This is a genomic window from Streptosporangium sp. OZ121, from assembly GCF_051918885.1.
Taxonomy (GTDB): Bacteria; Actinomycetota; Actinomycetes; order Streptosporangiales; family Streptosporangiaceae; genus Streptosporangium.
In genome coordinates, this window is record NZ_JBPXMC010000012.1 from 82776 (window position 1) to 100884 (window position 18109).

The following is an 18109-nucleotide window of genomic DNA, read 5'->3' on the forward strand; positions in this document are numbered from 1 at the left end:
CTCGGCACCCGGGAGTGCCTCGCCCACGAGGTGCGGATCCCCGGCCCGCTTCTTCCGGGTCCCCGGAATCCGGCGGGCGGGCCGGCCGGGTGGTCTGTGCGGGCCGATCCGCGTGCCGTGCCTCGTTCGTCGCTGGGGGGGTGCTGGTCGCCGTGTGCGCCGGTGTTCCTCCTGTGGGGACGACCGGCGGGACGAGCGATGGGTGAACGTCGGATCTGATCGGACCTGGTCGGATCTGTCGGCGGGCCCCGGACGGGAGACGTCCGGAACCACGGGCCCCTGACCGGCTGCTGCGGCGCGGGACGCTTCGCCGGGCGCGGGCCGTGACGGCCCTGCCTTCGGCCACGGGTCGGCGTCGGCGCGGGGCAATGAGTGTCGCAGAGTGTCGCAACCGGGGCCGCCATGGCGGCGACCGGCCGCGCAATGCCGAGAACGACATCACCTGGGGCCTCTCCGGAGGGGTGGGAGGGACGTGCCGGCGCAGCACATCACTGCCGTAAGTTGCGGAGAACAGAGAGAATTTAACAGGACTTTGCAATATTTTTGCATTGCGCTGGCCAAATGTTACATACGTGCTACGGCCGCGTCAACGGGTCGAGAAGGGCGGCTTACTTCGCCGCGCGGCCCCGCGTGCGATCCGGCCGATCCGCCTGCCACGGGGGCCTTCGAGCCCCGTCCGGGGCCGGTACGCGAGGGGGGCGCGAGCCCCTCGGGGAGGTCCCGCGCGGCGGGACGGTGGGGGCGCCCGCGACATGACGGGGACCGGGGACGCGCGGATCGGCACGAAACCCGGAGAACGCGAAACAAGAGCTGTTTCGGACTATTTAGTCTGAAATATGTGGCTTAACGGACAGCAACGTGAGACGTGGTGACGTTTCACCCTTCGAACAGGCGCAGCCGGTGTGCCGTCGCCGCGGCCTCGCCGCGCGAGGCGGCGCCCAGCTTGGCGAGGATGTTGGAGACGTGCACGCTGACGGTCTTCGCCGAGATGAACAGCTCCCCCGCTATCTCGCGGTTGCTGCGGCCGGCCGCCACCAGGCCCAGCACCTCGTGCTCGCGCGCGGTGAGCCCGAACCCGGCCCCTTCGGAGACCGGCTCGGCGGGGGCGGGCTCCCCGGAGAGCGGGATCCGAGCCCGCCTGGCCAGGGAGCCGATCTCGGCGGCGAGCGGCCGGGCCCCGACGCGCGCCGCGAGCTCCGCCGCCCGGGGCAGACTCAGCGCGGCCTCGTCGCGCTCCCCCGCCGCGACGGCGGCCCGTGCCGCGCCGAGCAGGGCGCAGGCCTCGGCGTAGGGCTGGCGGAGCGCGGCCCAGGCGGCGGCCGCCGCGTCCCACGCCCCCCGGTCGAGCACCCCTTCCGTCTGGGCGGCCTCGGCCGTGAAGGTGAGGCTGTGCGCCCTCTGGAGCTCCCCTTCCACGCCGAGCCTCGCGGCCACGGCGCGCAGCCGGGGCAGCGGGGGATCGACCACTCGCAGGCAGGCGAGGAGGAGCGGCCAGACATAGCGGGGGGTGATCTCCAGGTCCTGCTCGTCCAGGGTCCGCTCGACGAGCGCGGACGCCTCGTCGTGCCTGCCGCGCGCCACCAGCAGCTCGATCTCCCTGCGCAGGTGGGGCAGGATCGTCTGGTTCCGGTAGGTGCCCCTGGAGAACACGGCCCGCGAGGCCCGGATGAGCGATTCGGCCCGATCGAGGTCTCCGCGGGCCAGCGCGATGTCGGTGGCCAGGCCCTGCAGACTCGCGCGGTAGGGGGCCGGCGGGGCGACCTCGAGGACGCGCTCGACCACCTCGGACGCCTCGTCCCAGCGGCCCAGCGAGACCAGGGGCTCGACCAGGTTGATCGCCAGGAAGGCGCCGGACGTGCGGGCCAGGCCGTACGCCTCGGCGTCGGCGACGCCGCGGCGGGCGACCTCCGCGGCCCGCTCATGCCACCCGCCCCCCTCCAGGGCGTCGGACTCGAAGATGACGGCCCGCATCAGCGCGTGGTAGGAGCCGGCCCTGCCCGCGTTCTCCCGCGCCCGGGCGAACGCGGCGATCTCGTCCTCCGTCCGGGAGTAACGGCAACCGGCCCAGGTGAGGGTGATGAGCGCGTGAGCCTCGGCGTCGGCGTCGCCCACCTCCTGGGCGATGCGCATCGCCTCCTCGGCCGTCGCCTCCTTCTCCGCCCGGTCTCCGTGCTCGCTGAGCACGCGCGCCAGGTTCTCCAGGACCTGGGCGCGCAGGGAGGTCGGCGGCTCGGCCGGAACGAGCTTGGCGGCGGTGCGGAGGTCCTCGACGTACCCGGCCCTGCCGAGGTCGTACCTGACGAGCCCGCGCTGCCGCAGCAGCCGGGCCGCGCGGATCGGGTCGGTGGCGGTGTCGATCTCCCGCAGGGCCGCCTTGGCGAGGGAGATGCCCCGCTCGAACTCCCCCGCCAGGTGCGCCACGGTGACGGCCTGCCGGAGCACGTCGACGTGGTCGGCGGCGATCCGCTCCGCGGCGTCGGGCACCGCCTCCCACAGCTCGAGCACCCGGGTCAGCATGCGCAGCTGCTCGTCGTAGGCCGCCGCCTTCCTGGCGGCCGCGGCCGCGTGCCACGCGCTGATCAGCGCCCAGAGGGGGTTGTGCGCGGCGTGCCAGTGGTGGGCGAGCTCGATGGCCGACCTGGGTGCGGGCAGGATGCCGGGGTCGGCCTCCAGGGCCTCGGCGAAACGGGTGTGCAGGCGGGTGCGCTCACCGGGCAGCAGGTCGTCGTGGACGGCCTCGCGGATCAGGGCGTGCCTGAAGGCGTACGTCTCGCCGTCGACCACGAGCACGTTGCCCGCCACCGCCGGGCGCAGCAGGCGGGAGAGGTCGCCGTCGTCGGCCCCGGCGACGGCCGAGAGCATCGCGTGCTCGATCCTCGCCCCGCCGGCGGCGGCCAGCCGCATCAGCTCCTGGGTCTCCTCCGGCAGACGCTCGACGCTGGCCAGCAGCAGGTCGCGCAGCGAGTCGGGCAGGGTCTCGCCCCCGCCCTCGCTGAGCAGCGCCTCGACGAACAGCGGGTTTCCCTCGCTGCGCGCGTAGACCAGGTCGATGTCGGCGACCGGCTCGCCGTGGAGGATGCTCGCGGCCTGCTGGCCCACCTCCCGGCGGCTCAGCCTGCGCAGGTCGAGCCGGGTGACCCAGTCGACCCGGCCCAGCTCGGCCAGCAGCGGGCGCAGGGGGTGCGTGCGGTGCAGCTCGTCGGCCCGGTAGGTGACCAGGGTCAGCAGGGGCACGTCGGGGCGCTGGTAGCGGACGAGGAACGACAGCAGGTCGCGGGTGGAGCGGTCGGCCCAGTGGGCGTCCTCGACGACCAGGATCGTCGGCCGGGTATCGGCGAGCCGCTCCAGCAGGCCCAGGATCTGCTCGAAGAGCCGGGCCCGCGCCTCGGCGCCCTCTCTCTCCGGCTCACCGAACTCCGGCAGCAGCCGGGCGAGCCCCCGCGTCGCCCCGCCGGGCAGCAGCGCGGCGACGCCGTCATGGCCCAGGTCGCGGGCGAGTTTGCGCAGCACCGCGGTGAAGGGGGCGAAGGGGAGGCCGTCGACGCCCAGCTCCAGGCACCCGCCGACCAGCGCCAGGGCGTCGTCGGAGCGCTCAGTGAACTCGCGGACGAGGCGGGTCTTGCCGACCCCGGCCTCGCCTCCCACGAACACGGTCGAGGCCGATCCGGAGCGCGCCCTGGCGAGCGCGCCTTCCAGGACGGCGAGTTCGTCGGCGCGGCCGACGAACAGGGGGCTTACCGTGTGGGCTCTCACGCCCCCAGGATGCCACCGGCCACCGACAGTCAGGCGTCCCGCGGGGCACGCCTCCCCGCCCCGCTCCGAGCCCGTCCCGGCGACTCCCGCCGCACGAGATGCCCGATCATGGAAAAAGCCCCCCGGTTGACGTCAACCAGGAGGCTCTGACCTGCGACTTGCTAGTGTGGGCGATACTGGGATCGAACCAGTGACCTCTTCGGTGTGAACGAAGCGCTCTCCCGCTGAGCTAATCGCCCGCCCTGTGCGGCCCCTCACGGTGCCGACGTGGAAAACCATACAGCAATCCGGGAGTGCTCGCGAAGCGGTATCCGCCAACTAAATGATCTTGAAAGACGACACGGTCGGGAGGCAAAGGTCTGAGGATGCATCCGGCGGGGGGCTACGGTGTCATAGCATCGTCCTGATCCGTAGAAGCACCGAACGACCCGCGCTCGACCCGAATCACCCGAGACGCCCCGCCAGGGAGTCGACGGTGACCAAAACGAGACGCAAAACCCTTGCAAATACGGCCCTGTTGGTGATGTTTAGCCAGGTAGATGCCCAAATGTCGCGCTGTGATGTGTGTTACAGAAGGGCGTCGAGGCGGAATCTTTCCTACAGGTTTCTTTGTTCCGCGTGATAGCTCGCGAGGAACGAGGCCGTTTCGGAGCAGTGAGAGCAGTGAAAGCCCCGCAGAGGGGACCGACGACGAAAAAGGTTTGGCTGACGATGAACAGCGCCACCGTCTCTGCCGAGCTAGGCCTTCGGCTTGTGGTCCCCGACCGTACCACCGTCCCCCTGCTCGCCGGGCTCAGCTACACGGCCGGTGATCCGTACGCGATCAGGATGGCCTTCCACGTGGGCAACGACGAACCGGTCGAGTGGATCTTCGCTCGCGAGTTGCTGACGGTCGGCATCGTGCGGCGGGTCGGCGACGGGGACGTGCAGGTGTGGCCGGCGCGCGCCGACGGCGAGCGCACGCTGCACATAAGCCTCACGTCGCCGTTCGGGCAGGCCTTGTTCGAGGTGCCCCTGGCCCCGCTCACGGAGTTCCTGCACCGGACGTACGAGCTGGTCCCCGCCGGTCGCGAGACCGACTTCATGGATCTGGACGCCGAGCTCAGCAACATGCTCTGGAGTTCGTGACGGGTCCCCGGCCGCCGGGTCGCGCGGTGACGGCCTCCCTGCGGGGCCGCCGGGCCCCGACCCGGGCTCGAGGCCCGATCCGGGCCTGAGGCCCCGACCCGGGCTCGAGGACTCATCCCGGGTCCGAAGAGCCGCGTCCCGGGTTGAGACCGCGTCTCGGGTTCGAGGCTACGTCCCGGGCTTGAGCAGGTCCCGCATCCGGGCGATCTCGATGGCCTGCCCGGAGACGACGTCCTTGGCGGTGGCCAGCATGACCCGGTCGGTGCCCTCGCGCAGCTGGAGCCCCGCCATCGTCACCGCCGCCTCGTGATGGGTGATCATGAGGGTCAGGAAGAGGGTGTCGAAGGCCGCCCCCCTGGCCGCCCTGAGCCGGTTCATCTCCTCCAGCGGGAGCGTGTGGTCGTCGTGGCCGCCGTGCTCGCCCGGGGGGCGTCCGGCCGCCCTCAACCACGAGGTCATGGCCGCGATCTCCGGCCGCTGCGCCGCGGTGATCCGCTCGGCGAGCTTCCGCAGGACCGGCGAGGACGACCGGGCCGGCACCAGTGCCGCCATCTCCAGCGCCTGCCGGTGGTGCGGGATCATGCCCTCGGCGAACCTGACGTCGGCCGCGGTGACGCGCGCCTCGGACTCCCCGAGGCGCTCGCCGGGCCTCGCCGTGCGACCGACCTCCCCCGGGCCACCCGGGACGATCACCGGCGCGCCGGACTCGGCGACCAGCGGGGTGGACCGCTCCGATCCGGCCTCCGCGCATCCACCGAGAACCGCTGCCATCATGATCACCGCGATACCCTGACTCGGCACACGCATCCTCCGCATAGCTTCAATAATGGGGCAAGTGGACCGACGTAATGGGGGCACCGTGCGACCGATCGTGGCATTCGTCCTGTCCGCGCTACTTCTCGTGGCAGGGTGCGGGGCGGATCCGACTCCCGCTGCCTCGCCACCGTCCACGGCGGCCGCGCCCACCCCGCAGGGGAGCCCGAGCGCCTCGGAACAGCCGGCGGAGACCCCCGCTTCCGGAATCTCGGGGGACGGCACGCACAGCGACAACATCACGCACCTGGCCAACGTGCCCCCCAGCGCCCCGCTCGACGGGCCCCAGTCGTGGGGCACCGACCTGGCCTTCCAGGGCGACTACGCGTTCGTCGGCAACTTCGACGGCTTCAGCGTCTTCGACATCTCCGACCCGTCGAAGCCCTCGATCGCCAGTCAGGTCCTCTGTCCCGGCGAGCAGAACGACATCTCGGTGAGCGGGAACCTGCTGTTCCTGTCGATCGACTCCGCCAGGGTCGGCCCGGAGTGCGACGCCCAGCGCGGCGAGCCGGAGTCGGACGCCTGGGAGGGCATCCGGATCTTCGACATCGAGGACAAGACCAACCCCAAGTTCGTCTCGGCGGTCCAGACCGACTGCGGCTCGCACACCCACACGCTCGTCCCCGGCAAGAGCCCTGACAAGGTCTACCTCTACATCTCCTCCCCCGGCCCCGAGCCCGGCACGGCGACCTGCCCGCCCCCGCACAACAAGATCTCCGTGGTCGAGGTGCCGGTCGAGGCCCCGAAGACCGCGAAGGTGGTCTCGCAGCCGGCCCTCTCCGAGAAGGCCGTCGAGGGGGCCATCGGCGGCTGCCACGACCTCACGGTCTACCCGGAGAAGGACCTCGCCGCCGCCGCCTGCTTCGGCGACGGGATCCTGATGGACATCTCCGACCGGGTCAACCCCAAGGTCCTCCAGCACGTGAGCGACAAGGAGAACTTCGCGATCTGGCACTCGGCGACGTTCAACAACGACGCCACCAAGATCGTCTTCGGGGACGAGCTGGGCGGCGGCGTGAGCGCGACCTGCGACGCCAACACCCCGAAGACCAAGGGCGCCAACGCCGTGTACGACCTCGGCAAGGACCGCAGGCTCACGCTCCGCGGCTACTTCAAGATCCCGAGGGAGCAGTCGCCCGAGGAGAACTGCGTCGCGCACAACGGATCGCTGCTGCCGGTGCCGGGCAAGGACATCATGGTCCAGTCGTGGTACCAGGGCGGGGTGTCGGTCTGGGACTTCACCGACGCGACCAAGCCCCGGGAGATCGGCTTCTTCGAGCGGGGCCCGGTGCCGGGGGTCGGCGGCTCCTGGTCGGCGTACTACTACAACGGCCACATCTACTCGAGTGACATCACCAAGGGCCTGGACGTGCTCCGCATCGACGACCCGCTGACCGACCCGGCCGCCAAGGTCAGGACCAAGGAGCTGAACGCGCAGACCCAGGTGTCCTACTAGCCCGCCGGTCCGGCCGGTCCGTGACCGCCGGACGGCCGGCTCCGGGCTCCGGTGGGGCACGCCCTCACCGGAGCCGGGAACGTGGCTCCGGGAACGGGAACGAATCCCGGGGAACCGGGCTCAGGGATCGAGGTCGGCGGCGGAGCGCTCGGCGAAGATCTGCATGGCCTTGGCGGTGATCGGGCCGGGCGCGGCGGGCAGCACGGTCCGGTCGACCGCGCGGATCGGCTGGATGTCACGGGTGGTGGAGGTCAGGAACGCCTCCTCGGCCTCGTACAGGGCCGAGAGCGGGACGTCCTCCTCGATGCCCCCGCACCACTCCAGGGCGAGCGCGCGGGTGACCCCGGCCAGGCAGCCCGAGGCGAGCGTGGGGGTGAGCAGCCGCCCGTCGCGTACGACGAAGATGTTGCTGCCGGTGCCCTCGCAGAGGTTTCCCGCGAGGTTCTCGAAGATCGCCTCGCCGCCGCCCCTCGCCTTGGCGTAGAACAGCGCCTTGGCGTTGTCGCCGTAGGAGGTGCTCTTCACCCCGGCGAGCGCGCCGCGCTCGTTGCGCGGCCAGGGCACGACGGTGACGTCGGCGGTGGCCGGGAACGCCTTCTGCTCGTCGGCGATCACCACGGTCGTGCAGCCCTGGTCGCCCCGGTCGGAGCCGAGCGGCCCCGGGCCGCTGGTGTAGGTGACCCGGACGCGGCCGAGCCGCCACGGCGGGGCCTCGGCCAGGCAGGCGCGGATCCCGTCGGCGATCGCGGCCACGTCGGGGTCGGGCAGGTCCATCCGCCGCGCCGAGAGCGTGAGCCGGTCGAGGTGGCGGGTGAGCGCGAACGTGGCGCCGTCCATGCACTTGATCGTCTCGAACACCCCGTCACCGACCATCAGGCCGTGATCGAACACCGAGACGACGGCCTGATCCGGGGAGACCAGTGCCCCGTTAAGCCATATGGGTACGTTCATGCGACTCCTTCTGAGCCTGATGTTGATGCCAGCGCGATGAGCCGGGAGGCCTTCAGCTCGGTCTCGTCCCACTCGCGTCGCGGATCGCTACCCCAGGTTATGCCCGCGCCCGTACCGAAACGGATCTCGTCGGACGACAGCCAGAACGTGCGGATCCCCACGGCCAGGGACGCCCGCCTCCGGTCGGCGTCGACCCAGCCCACGGTTCCACAGTAGGGCCCGCGCGGCTCTGGTTCGAGCTCATCGATGATTCGCAGGGCCGAGGATTTCGGGGCGCCGGTCACCGATCCCGGCGGGAAGGTCGCGGAGAGCAGCTCCGGCCACCCGTACTCGGGCGCCAGCCGCGCCCGGACCGTGGAGACCAGGTGCACGAGACCGGGGTGCTCCTCCACCTCGCACAGGGCGGGCACGCTCACCGAACCGACCGCGGCGACCCTGCCCAGGTCGTTGCGGACGAGATCGACGATCATCACGTTCTCCGCGTAGTCCTTCTCCAGCAGGTCCGCCGCGGTGACCCCGGTCCCCTTGATGGGCCTGGACTCGACCACGTCGCCGTCCCTGGACAGGAAGAGCTCCGGGGAGGCCGACACGACGCTCAGCCCCGGCAGGCTCACCGTGGCGGCGTAGGGGGCGGGGTTGCCCTCCGCCAGCCGTACGGCCAGGGCCAGCGGGTCCGGTCCCTGCCCCGCGGGGAGAGGCGCGCTCAGCACCCGGCACAGGTTGGCCTGGTAGACGTCGCCCCGCTCGATGTGGGCGCGGATGCGCCGCACGCCGTCCTCGTACGCGGCCCGGTCGAGGGAGGTGCGCCACGACGACGGGTGCGGCCCGCGCCAGGGGCCGCGCGGCGCGGGCAGCGGGGCCCTGCGGACGTCCCCGAACCTGGCGCACGTCACCTTGCCCTCGTAGTCGATCACGACGGCCCACCATCCCTCGCCGTCCAGCGCGGCGAGATCGGTGGTGAGGTCCCGGAGGCCGGTGGCCAGATATCCGGTGACATGCGCAAAAGAGTCATGCACCGCCCTATTGTCCCGCCCGCTCGGCGAGCAGCCGCACCAGGGTGCGGGCGGCGGGCAGCGGGGTGGGCGGCAGCGCCGCGTAGACGGTCCGGCGCGGAGCGAGGTCGCCGAGGGAGCGGAGCACCAGATCGGCCGGTACGGCGTACGCGGCGATGGCGGGGACGAGCGTGACGCCGAGCCCGGCCGCGACGAACCCGAACTTGCCCGTCCACTCGGCGATCCTGACCGTGGCGCGGGGCGCGAACCCGGCGCGGGCGCAGGCCGCGGCGAGCGCGGTGGCCCGGCCGGGCGGGGGCGCCTCGATCCAGGTCGCCTCCCGCAGCTCGCGCAGGTCGACGATCTCCTCCGCCGCCAGCCGGTGATCGCGGGGCAGCGCGACGAGCAGCTCGTCGCCGGCCAGCTCGATCATCTCGATCTCCTCCTCGCGGGGCAGCTCGGACGGGTAGTCGCTGACCACCGCGACGTCCAGGCCGCCCTCGCGCATGCGGCGCAGCAGGCTCCCGCTGGGCCCCTCGATCGGGACGAGCTCGACCTCGGGGAAGTCCTCGCGGAACGCGCGCAGGGCGCCGGGCACGAGCGCGACGTTGGCGGTGGCGAACGCCCCCACCCGCAGCCGCCCCCGGTAGCCGCCGTGGATCCCGGCCAGCTCCTCCTCCGCCCTGGTCAGCCGGTTCAGGACGACCTGGGCGTGATGGTTCAGCGCCTCACCGGCGGGCGTGAGCCGCACCCCGCGCGGCAGCCGCTCGAACAGCGGGCCGCCCGCGCGGTGTTCGAGGGTGGCGATGCGGCGGGACACGGCCGACTGGGTGTAGTTGAGCCTGGCGGCGGCCGCGGTGAACGACCCGGTGCGGGCCACGGTGTCCAGCAGGCGCAGCCCTTCGACGTCGAACACATTCCTCCTTCGCATGGCTTGCATGCAATCTAGTCGCTGGTGGAATGCCTTCCCGGTTCGTAGCGTGGAGCGCGTGATTTCCTTTCTTGGTCTGGGACGCATGGGCGCCCCGATGGCCCGGCGGCTCGTGGCCGCCGGATACACGGTGACGACGTGGAACCGCACCCCCCGCGCGGTCGAGGGGGCCGCCGCCGCGGCGTCGCCCGCCGAGGCCGTGGCGGGCGCGGAGCTGGTCGTCACGATGCTCGCCGACCCCGCGGCGGCCAGGCGGGTGCTCGCGGACGCGGCACCGGGGCTGCGGCCAGGGACGGTGGTCGCGGAGATGTCGACGATCGGGCCCGAGGCGGTGGCCGGGCTGCGCGACCTGCTTCCCCCGGGGGTGGGACTGGTCGACGCGCCGGTCCTGGGCAGCGTGGGGCCGGCCGCGGACGGCACCTTGGTGGTGCTGGCCGGGGGCCTGCCCGGGGATCTGGCCCGCTGCCGGAAGGCGCTGGAGGTGTTCGGCCGGGTGCTCGAGGCCGGCGGCCCCGGCGCGGGCGCGGCGATGAAGCTGGCCGTGATGAGCGCGCTGGTGCCCGCCCAGGTGCTGCTCGCCGAGACCGTCGCGTACGCGGAGGCGACCGGGGTGGACACCGCGGCCCTGCTGGACGTGCTCGGCGGCACGCCGCTGGGACCGCTCGTCGAACGGGTCCGCCCGGCCGTCGAGAGCGGTCCGTACGGGACGCGCTACGCCCTCGGCCTGGCGGCCAAGGACATGGGGCTGGCCGCGCACGGGACCCAGACGCTCGTCGCCGCGGCCGGGGCCAGGCTGGCGGGCGCGGTGGCGGCCGGGCTCGGCGGGGCGGACCTGACCGCGATCTTCACGCACGTCGCCGCGACCGGTCCCACCGGGGCGGACCGGACGGGCGAGCCTTGCCAGGCGGGCCAGGCGGGCCAGGGGGAAACCAGGGACATCAGGGGCATCGGAGATACAGGGGAGGGAGGGCCGGGCCGTACCGGCGTGACGAGACTGAACCCGGCCACGGTTCCCGCCACCAACGGGCTCTACTCCCACGCCACCAGGGCCGCGGACCTGCTGTTCGTCTCGGGGCAGGTGGCGCTGGACGAGGAGGGGAGGGTGGTCGGCGAGGGGGACATGACGCGCCAGTCCGAGTACGTGATGGACCTGCTGTCACGCGTCCTCGCCGACCAGGGCTGCACGTTCGACGACGTGACGCACATCCGGAGCCACCTCACCGACATGTCGCTGCTGCGGGAGTACGGGGCCGTACGCGAGCGTTTCATCACCGGCGAACCCCCGGCCAGCACGACCGTGGAGGTCTCGCGGCTGTTCCGGCCGGGGCTGCTCATCGAGGTGGAGGTGATCGCCGCCCTCCCCGCGGGCCGGTGACGGCGGCGGTGACGGCGCGGCGTCCACCGGGCTCGTCGCGGGCCGTGACGGCGGGATCACCGCGCCGGCGGCCCGTGACGGCGCCGTGACGGCGCCGTGACCGCCCTACGACAGGGGGCCGGTGACCGTCTCGGCGGCGGCGACGACCGCGTTGGCCGCGACGAGCCGGACCACCGTCTCGATCTCCGGCGCGAGGAAGCGGTCGGGGCCGGGACCGGGGACGGACTGGCGCAGCGCGTCCACCACGGCCCCGGTCGCCGGGGCGGGCCGCAGCGGGGCGCGCAGGTCCAGGGCCCGCGCGGCGGTGAGGACCTCCACCGCGAGCACCCGGGTGAGGCCGTCCACCGAGCGGCGCAGCTTGCGCGCGGCCGACCAGCCCATGGAGACGTGGTCCTCCTGCATGGCGGAGCTCGGGATGGAGTCGACGCTCGCGGGCGCGGCCAGGCGCTTGAGCTCGGAGACCACCGCCGCCTGGGTGTACTGGGCGATCATGTGGCCGGAGTCGACGCCGGGGTCGTCCGCGAGGAAGGCGGGCAGGCCGTGGCTGCGGGCCACGTCCAGCATGCGGTCGGTGCGGCGCTCGGAGATGCTCGCCATGTCGGCGACCGCGATGGCCAGGAAGTCGAGCACGTAGCCGACGGGGGCTCCGTGGAAGTTGCCGTTGGACTCCACCCGGCCGTCGGCCAGGACCACCGGGTTGTCGATCGCGGAGGCCAGCTCCCGCCCGGCGACCAGGGCGGCGTGCGCCAGGGTGTCGCGGGCGGCCCCGGCGACCTGCGGGGCGCACCTGAGGGAGTACGCGTCCTGGACGCGGGTGCAGGTGCCGTCCCGGTGGGACTCCATGATCTGCGAGCCGCCGAGCAGGGCCCTGAGGTTGGCGGCGCTGGCCGCCTGCCCGGGGTGCGGGCGCAGGGCCTGCAGGTCGGCGGCGAAGACACGGTCGGTGCCCAGGAGCGCCTCCACGCTCATGGCCGCGCTCACGTCGGCGGTCTTGAACAGGCGGGCGAGGTCGTCCATGGCCAGGATGAGCATGCCGAGCATGCCGTCGGTGCCGTTGATGAGCGCGAGCCCCTCCTTGGCCACCAGTTCCACGGGCTCGATGCCCGCCCGCTTGAGGGCCTCCGCGGCATCGGCCCGCTCCCCCGCGGCGTCGCGGACGACGCCCTCGCCCATGATCGTGAGGGCCACGTGGGAGAGCGGCGCGAGATCGCCGGAGCAGCCGAGGCTTCCGTACTCGTGCACGACGGGGGTGATCCGCGCGTTGAGCAGGCTCTCCAGCACCTTGGCCGTCTTCGGGCGCACGCCGGTGTGGCCGGTGGCCAGGGTGTGCAGGCGCAGCAACATCATCGCCCGGGTGACCTCGATCTCGACCTCGGGCCCCGACCCGGCGGCGTGCGAGCGTACGAGGGATCGCTGCAACTGGGCGCGGAGCGAGGGGTCGATGTGCCGGGTGGCCAGGGCGCCGAACCCGGTGGAGACGCCGTAGGCGGGGGTGGGGCTCTCGGCCAGCTCGTCCACGCGGGTGCGGGCCGCCGCCATGGCGGCCACGGCGTCGTCGCCCAGGCGTACGGGAGCACCGTGCCTGGCGACCCTGACGACCTCCTCGAAGCTCAACGGCTCCGGCCCGATGTTCACGACCTCGTTGTCGCGCATGCTGTCAACTCTCTCGCGTAGGGGGGAGCACTGGTAACCGGTGAAACCCTTGCCGGCTCCTTACATCTCAAGATACCGGTCGTATTCGGTTTGGGGAGTCGCCGGGTATTCGCTAGAGTTCTCACCGTGAGTCCGGGCCGGTCCCGGAGGCACGCGGAAGTGGCTCAGTGGTAGAGCATCACCTTGCCAAGGTGAGGGTCGCGGGTTCGAATCCCGTCTTCCGCTCGGAAAAGGGGCATGCGCCCCCCACTCGGTGGAGTGGCCGAGAGGCGAGGCAACGGCCTGCAAAGCCGTCTACACGGGTTCAAATCCCGTCTCCACCTCTGGTTTTCAGCGAGGACGATTAGCTCAGCGGGAGAGCGCTTCCCTGACACGGAAGAGGTCACAGGTTCAATCCCTGTATCGTCCACCCGGTTTTACCAGCTCAGGGGCCAGATTCGAAGATCTTCGGATCTGGCCTCCCGCGTTCGGCCGTCGCCCCGGATCTCACAGGAGCCCCCTCGCGCCGCGCCCGAACGGGTTTCCCCGGCATCTCGGCCCCCCTGGATGACATGCCCGGTTCTGGCGCATCAGGAGTCCCCGAGGTCCCGGGATCGAGGGATCGGCCCGGAGCCTTCTCGCCCTGCGGGCCCCGGCGCCCTCACACGGTCTTCCATCGAGGGCTCCGCAGGCTTCCGTCGAGGGCTCCGCAGGCGCGGGGGCGGCCTCGAAGATCTCGGCCTCGGCGCGGGCCCGGGCGTCCTCGGCGCGAAGGACCGCCCTCCGCCGGGCGACCTCAAACGCCGGGCTTAATCCACGTTCGCAAGAAAAACCCATAAGCCCCAAAACAACTAAGAGCCACCGAGCATCTCCCCATCCCAATCGCCGCGCGTGAGTAACTGTGGCCGGAATCTGCCACTCCACCTGCGTCCGAGGTCTTGCGCCCCTCACGTCATCAATGGTTAGGTCGCTTACATGACGGGCGTGCCAACGTATCCGGCGAGTGAAATTCACCTCGAATTAATCGCTGTTCGTCGACGACGGATCTCCTCCAGATCCTGATCGTCGGCGGCAGCGCCGCCGCACCGATCCGGACCGCTCGAACAGGACGTGAGCAGGGGCGGCGACGCCCCTCGTGCCATCCCCCACCATCACCGATCAACCTTCCCTCCCGAAGTTGGACCGTTCCAACACGTCGAAACGGCCCGGCGGCGCGAATTCCACCTCGCGCCCCGGATGCCGGAGATCTATTTCTCGCCCGACGCACCATCGCAGATCACGTATTTATTCACGAGAACCTCCATGTGATCGCCCGGGAGTTCAATTCACCATGCCCGGACTCCCGCCCAGGCGCGACCATATGGCGTTCTCGACGCCGGATCGTTTGGAGCCTCCTCCGTGACGAGTTCGCTTTCCGATGTCCAGAGTTCCTTTCCAGAGCCGACGACTCCAGAGCCGGCGACCGGCGAAGGCTCCCGGTCTCCCACGCCGGCCCTCACCGCGGCCTTCGACCCCGGACGTTTCCACGACGGCGCCGTGGACATCGTCAGCCGCCTGACGACGTATCTGGGCGACCGGTCGGTCCGAGGGCTCGACCTCCTCGACCCCGCGGTGCTGCTGAAGGCCGCGCGGGGGCTGATGACCCCGGAACGGCAGCGCGTCGCCGACTTCGACGCCGACCGGGTCAACCAGATCGTCGACCTGTACACCGGGACCGGCATCCCGGTGTACTCGCCCGGCTACATGGGACGGCAGTTCTCCGGCGTGGTGCCGCTGGCCAGCCTCATGGACCTGGTCGGCTCGGTGGTCAACCAGCCCTCCTCCTTCTACGAGGCCGGGCAGCTCCCCAGCGTCGCCGAGCGGCTCATGGCCGAGGAGCTCAACCGGTTCATCGGCTGGAGCCGCGACCGGTTCGCCATGGTGACGACCTCGGGGGGCTCCCTGGCCAACCTGACCGCGCTGCTGGCCGCCCGCAACCGCGCCTTCCCCCAGATCTGGACGCGCGGCGCCGGCGGCATGCAGGGGTCCCCGGCCATCGCGGTCAGCGAGGAGGCCCACTACAGCGTGACCCGGGCGGCCGGGGTGCTCGGCATCGGCGAGCGGCAGATCGTCCGGCTCCCGGTCGACCGGGCCGGGCGGATCCGCCCCGATCTGGCCGGCCCGGCACTGACCGAGGCATACCGGCGCGGCCTGCGACCGTTCTGCCTGGTGGCCTCGGCCGGGACCACGTCGATGGGCGCCTTCGACCCGCTGGAGGAGCTCGCGGCCGTGGCACACCGGCATGGGCTCTGGCTCCACGTGGACGGGGCGCACGGGGCGAGCCTGCTGCTGTCGGACCGGCACCGGGACAGGCTGCGCGGCATCGAGCAGGCCGACTCGCTGACCTGGGACGCCCACAAGATGCTGTTCATGCCGGCGCCGTGCACGCTGCTCTTCTACCGCGACGGCACGTCGGCGCGCGGCGCGTTCCGGCAGCGCGCCAGCTACGTCTTCGACGAGGAACCGGACGTCTACAGCGCCTACGACAGCGCGGACAAGAACTTCGAGTGCACGAAACGCCCGATGATCATGCCGCTCTGGACGGTCTGGTCGGTCTACGGCCCGGCGCTGTTCGCGCAGCGGATCGACCGGCTGTGCGCGATGACCCGGCAGGCGTACCGGATGCTCGCCGCCGAGCCGGACTTCGCCGTGGCGCACGAGCCGGAGTCCAACATCCTGTGCTTCCGGTACCGGCCGGACGGCCTGGAACCGGCGACCGTGCACCGGCTGCAGCTGGAGATCCGCAACCGGATCCGGGGCGGCGGGCGCTTCTTCATCTCCAAGGTCGACATCGACGGGGTGGCGGCGCTGCGCGTGGTGGTGATGAACCACCTGATCGACGCCGACCACCTGGCGATGCTCATCGCCGAGATCAGGGACATCGGGCAACGGGTGCTGCGCGCGAGCGCCACGACCCGGCACGACCAGCGAAACGGGAGTCACTCATGACCATGACGGATCTGGACATCACCACCTCGGCGGAGCTGGCGGCACGGCTGATCCCCGAGGAGGAGCTGCGGCCCCGCTCGGTGGACGACGTCACCCGGCTGCCGTCGTTCACGGGGAAGCTGGAGGAGTGCGGGCGGCTCGCCGGAGTCCCGTACTGCGAGTCCCCGCTCGACCTCCAGAACGCGCTGGTGTTCCGCCGGCTCCAGCAGCTCGTCGGCATCGCGCTGCTCAATCCGCTGTGGCGCGAGCGGCTGCACTACTTCGGGATCCGCGACGCGCCCGCCGACATGTCCGAGTGGGAGCGGATCCCCCTCTCGGACAAGACCGTGCAGCGGGACATGTTCATGGGCGCGCGGGCCGGGATGGTCGTGCCGCTCGACCACGGCGGGTTCGAGGTGGTGGCCAGCGGCGGCACCGGTGACGGCATGCCCCTGGAGATCGTGTACTCCCTGCGGGAGCTGCGCGACACCTACCGCATCGCCGGGGCGTTCATGGGCGCCTACCAGCTCGGCCGCTACCTGCGCGGCCCCGCGCCGCGCTGGCTGTTCACCACCCTGGCCGACTACCAGATGTGGAGCAGCGGGACCATGGTCGGCGGCGTCCTGTCCCACGTCCCGGAGGTCAACTACATCGGCGCGGGGCCGGTGAGCGCGCCGGTGCTGGAGCACATGTTCTCCTACCCGGGCCACAAGGCGCTGATGGGCATCACCGCCGGCATCGCGCTCCTGCCGGAGCTGGGCGCGGGCCTGCCCCCGCACGCCAGGGCGAGCTTCCGGGTCGCCATGTACGGCAGCGGCTCCCTGCCGCAGCGCAAGCGCGACGAGCTGCAGGCGTTCTTCCCCAACGTGTCGATCCTCAGCTACTTCGCCGCCACCCAGGCCGAGTGCGTCGGGCTCCAGCTCGACCACGCCTCGCCGGCGCTCTCGGCCGTGCCGGGGCTGCACCTGGTGGAGATCGTGGACGAGCACGGCCGGGCCGTCGCCGAGGGCGAGGAGGGCGAGCTGGTCGTCACCCGGCTGCACGCCGACGAGACGCCGCTGCTCCGGCTCAAGCTCGGCGACCGGATGATCCGCCGCCCCGCCCTGAACGGGCCGGGGCTGCGCACCGAGCGATTCGAGTTCGCCGGGCGCACCGCCGACGTGCTGCACCTCAACGACAGCCAGTACTCGGCGACGCTGGCCTACGCGGCCCTGCGCGGGCGGCTGCGCTCGACGACCGGCGTCGACCTGGACCTGGTCGCGCACGAGGTCCAGTTCCACAACCACCGTGAGGACCGGACCCTCACCCTGCTGGTGGCGGTGGACGACGCCGAGGGCATGACCGCGGCCGTCGAGCACGCGCTCGGCCCGAGCGGGACGCGGCAGCTGTTCACCCAGGCGCTGCCGAGCTCCCTGTCGCTCTTCAACGACCGGGAGGCCAACGCGGCGGCCATCGAGCAGACCGGATACGGGTTCCGGCTGGTGTTCACGCCCCCCTCCTCACCGCAGATCGAACGGACCACCGTCGGCAAGACGCCGCTGGTCAGGGACCGGGGCTGAGCACGTGGTGGCCCGTACGCCCACATGACATCCGACAAGGGAGGATCGATGAGACAGAGAATCAGCATCGTCGTGATGGTCGACGCCGTCGGGGCGTTGTCCGACCGGACGCTGCACAACGGCAATCTCTCGCTGGTCGACGACAGCTCGGCGGGGAGCAGGCACCAGGGGACCCCCGAGCTCATCACGGCGGTGGCCCCGGGGCAGGTCGTCCAGTGGACGCCCATCCACGTGGACGTGCAGACCCCGGTCGAGATCCAGGCCATCGAGTTCCTGTCCGGCGCGGCCGTCCCGTCCCCGGCGGGCCAGGCCGCGCCGCCGCACCCGGCGGCGCCCTCCAGCGTCGCGGCGCCCGGTGCCGTGCCCGGGGCGAGGGCCGACGCCACGGGTTCCAACGGTTTCGAGAACTACGACCTGCTGGTGTGGGAGGGCGTCGTGCCCTACGACATGACGCCCGGCGTCCCGTACCGGTACCGGCTCTCCCTCAGGCTCCACGAAGGCCCCAACAGCGTGCTGCACATCGACTCGCCCGCGCTGCTGCGCGTGTGAGCC

The 18109-nt window shown here is 71.9% G+C and carries 12 protein-coding genes and 4 tRNA genes; 9 read left to right on the top strand and 7 right to left on the bottom strand.

The window, feature by feature from the left end; translation table 11 throughout:
- Positions 1-876: 876 nt before the first annotated feature.
- Complete coding sequence (locus ACTOQ1_RS22210; protein ID WP_440069889.1) at positions 877-3753, bottom strand: helix-turn-helix transcriptional regulator; 2877 nt, start codon at positions 3751-3753, stop codon at positions 877-879.
- A gap of 167 nt (positions 3754-3920) precedes the next feature.
- Positions 3921-3992: transfer RNA gene (locus tag ACTOQ1_RS22215), tRNA-Val, on the bottom strand.
- A 472-nt stretch (positions 3993-4464) separates the two neighbouring features.
- Between ACTOQ1_RS22215 and ACTOQ1_RS22220 the strand changes: the two genes are divergently transcribed.
- The gene (locus ACTOQ1_RS22220) at positions 4465-4881 is read left to right on the top strand and encodes an SsgA family sporulation/cell division regulator (RefSeq protein ID WP_184547867.1); all 417 of its coding nucleotides are present in this window, start codon (positions 4465-4467) and stop codon (positions 4879-4881) included.
- Between the two features lie 168 nt (positions 4882-5049).
- On the opposite strand, the gene ACTOQ1_RS22225 is transcribed toward ACTOQ1_RS22220, so the two are convergent.
- Complete coding sequence (locus tag ACTOQ1_RS22225) at positions 5050-5655, bottom strand: DUF305 domain-containing protein (RefSeq protein ID WP_440069891.1); 606 nt, start codon at positions 5653-5655, stop codon at positions 5050-5052.
- A gap of 52 nt (positions 5656-5707) precedes the next feature.
- Between ACTOQ1_RS22225 and ACTOQ1_RS22230 the strand changes: the two genes are divergently transcribed.
- On the top strand, positions 5708-7150 hold the full coding sequence (locus ACTOQ1_RS22230) for an LVIVD repeat-containing protein (RefSeq protein WP_440069893.1): 1443 nt from the start codon (positions 5708-5710) through the stop codon (positions 7148-7150).
- Between the two features lie 120 nt (positions 7151-7270).
- Here ACTOQ1_RS22230 and ACTOQ1_RS22235 read toward each other — a convergent pair whose 3' ends face one another.
- Genes ACTOQ1_RS22235 through ACTOQ1_RS22245 form a run of 3 tightly spaced genes read right to left on the bottom strand, consistent with a single transcriptional unit; the run spans position 7271 to position 10009 of the window.
- Positions 7271-8101: an aminotransferase class IV gene (locus ACTOQ1_RS22235; RefSeq protein ID WP_440069894.1), complete on the bottom strand. Its 831-nt coding sequence runs from the start codon at positions 8099-8101 to the stop codon at positions 7271-7273.
- Positions 8098-9117: a chorismate-binding protein gene (locus ACTOQ1_RS22240; protein WP_440069896.1), complete on the bottom strand. Its 1020-nt coding sequence runs from the start codon at positions 9115-9117 to the stop codon at positions 8098-8100. Before ACTOQ1_RS22240 ends, ACTOQ1_RS22235 begins: the two co-directional genes overlap by 4 nt.
- 4 nt (positions 9118-9121) lie before the next feature.
- The gene (locus ACTOQ1_RS22245) at positions 9122-10009 is read right to left on the bottom strand and encodes a LysR family transcriptional regulator (protein WP_440069898.1); all 888 of its coding nucleotides are present in this window, start codon (positions 10007-10009) and stop codon (positions 9122-9124) included.
- A 73-nt stretch (positions 10010-10082) separates the two neighbouring features.
- On the opposite strand from ACTOQ1_RS22245, the gene ACTOQ1_RS22250 reads away from it, so the two are divergent.
- Positions 10083-11399, top strand: a complete 1317-nt coding sequence (locus tag ACTOQ1_RS22250) for an NAD(P)-binding domain-containing protein (protein ID WP_440069900.1) — start codon at positions 10083-10085, stop codon at positions 11397-11399.
- Positions 11400-11504: 105 nt separating this feature from the next.
- Here the strand turns inward: ACTOQ1_RS22250 and hutH are convergent, their stop codons facing one another.
- Entirely contained in the window at positions 11505-13052 is a 1548-nt protein-coding gene (gene hutH, locus ACTOQ1_RS22255; RefSeq protein ID WP_440069902.1) for a histidine ammonia-lyase, read from the bottom strand.
- A 153-nt stretch (positions 13053-13205) separates the two neighbouring features.
- On the opposite strand from hutH, the gene ACTOQ1_RS22260 reads away from it, so the two are divergent.
- The 6 genes from ACTOQ1_RS22260 (at position 13206) to ACTOQ1_RS22285 (ending at position 18106) form a co-directional block, all read left to right on the top strand.
- Positions 13206-13277 (top strand) — tRNA-Gly (locus ACTOQ1_RS22260).
- Between the two features lie 27 nt (positions 13278-13304).
- Positions 13305-13375: transfer RNA gene (locus ACTOQ1_RS22265), tRNA-Cys, on the top strand.
- 14 nt (positions 13376-13389) lie between these two features.
- Positions 13390-13461, top strand: a tRNA-Val gene (locus tag ACTOQ1_RS22270).
- A 1106-nt stretch (positions 13462-14567) separates the two neighbouring features.
- A complete protein-coding gene (locus ACTOQ1_RS22275) occupies positions 14568-16019 on the top strand; it encodes a pyridoxal phosphate-dependent decarboxylase family protein (protein ID WP_440069904.1) in 1452 nt (483 codons plus the stop codon).
- Positions 16016-17557 (top strand): hypothetical protein, encoded by a 1542-nt coding sequence (locus ACTOQ1_RS22280; protein WP_440069906.1) that lies wholly within the window; start codon positions 16016-16018, stop codon positions 17555-17557. The genes ACTOQ1_RS22275 and ACTOQ1_RS22280 overlap by 4 nt, the downstream gene beginning before the upstream one ends.
- Before the next feature lie 48 nt (positions 17558-17605).
- On the top strand, positions 17606-18106 hold the full coding sequence (locus ACTOQ1_RS22285; RefSeq protein WP_440069908.1) for a hypothetical protein: 501 nt from the start codon (positions 17606-17608) through the stop codon (positions 18104-18106).
- Positions 18107-18109 lie beyond the last annotated feature (3 nt).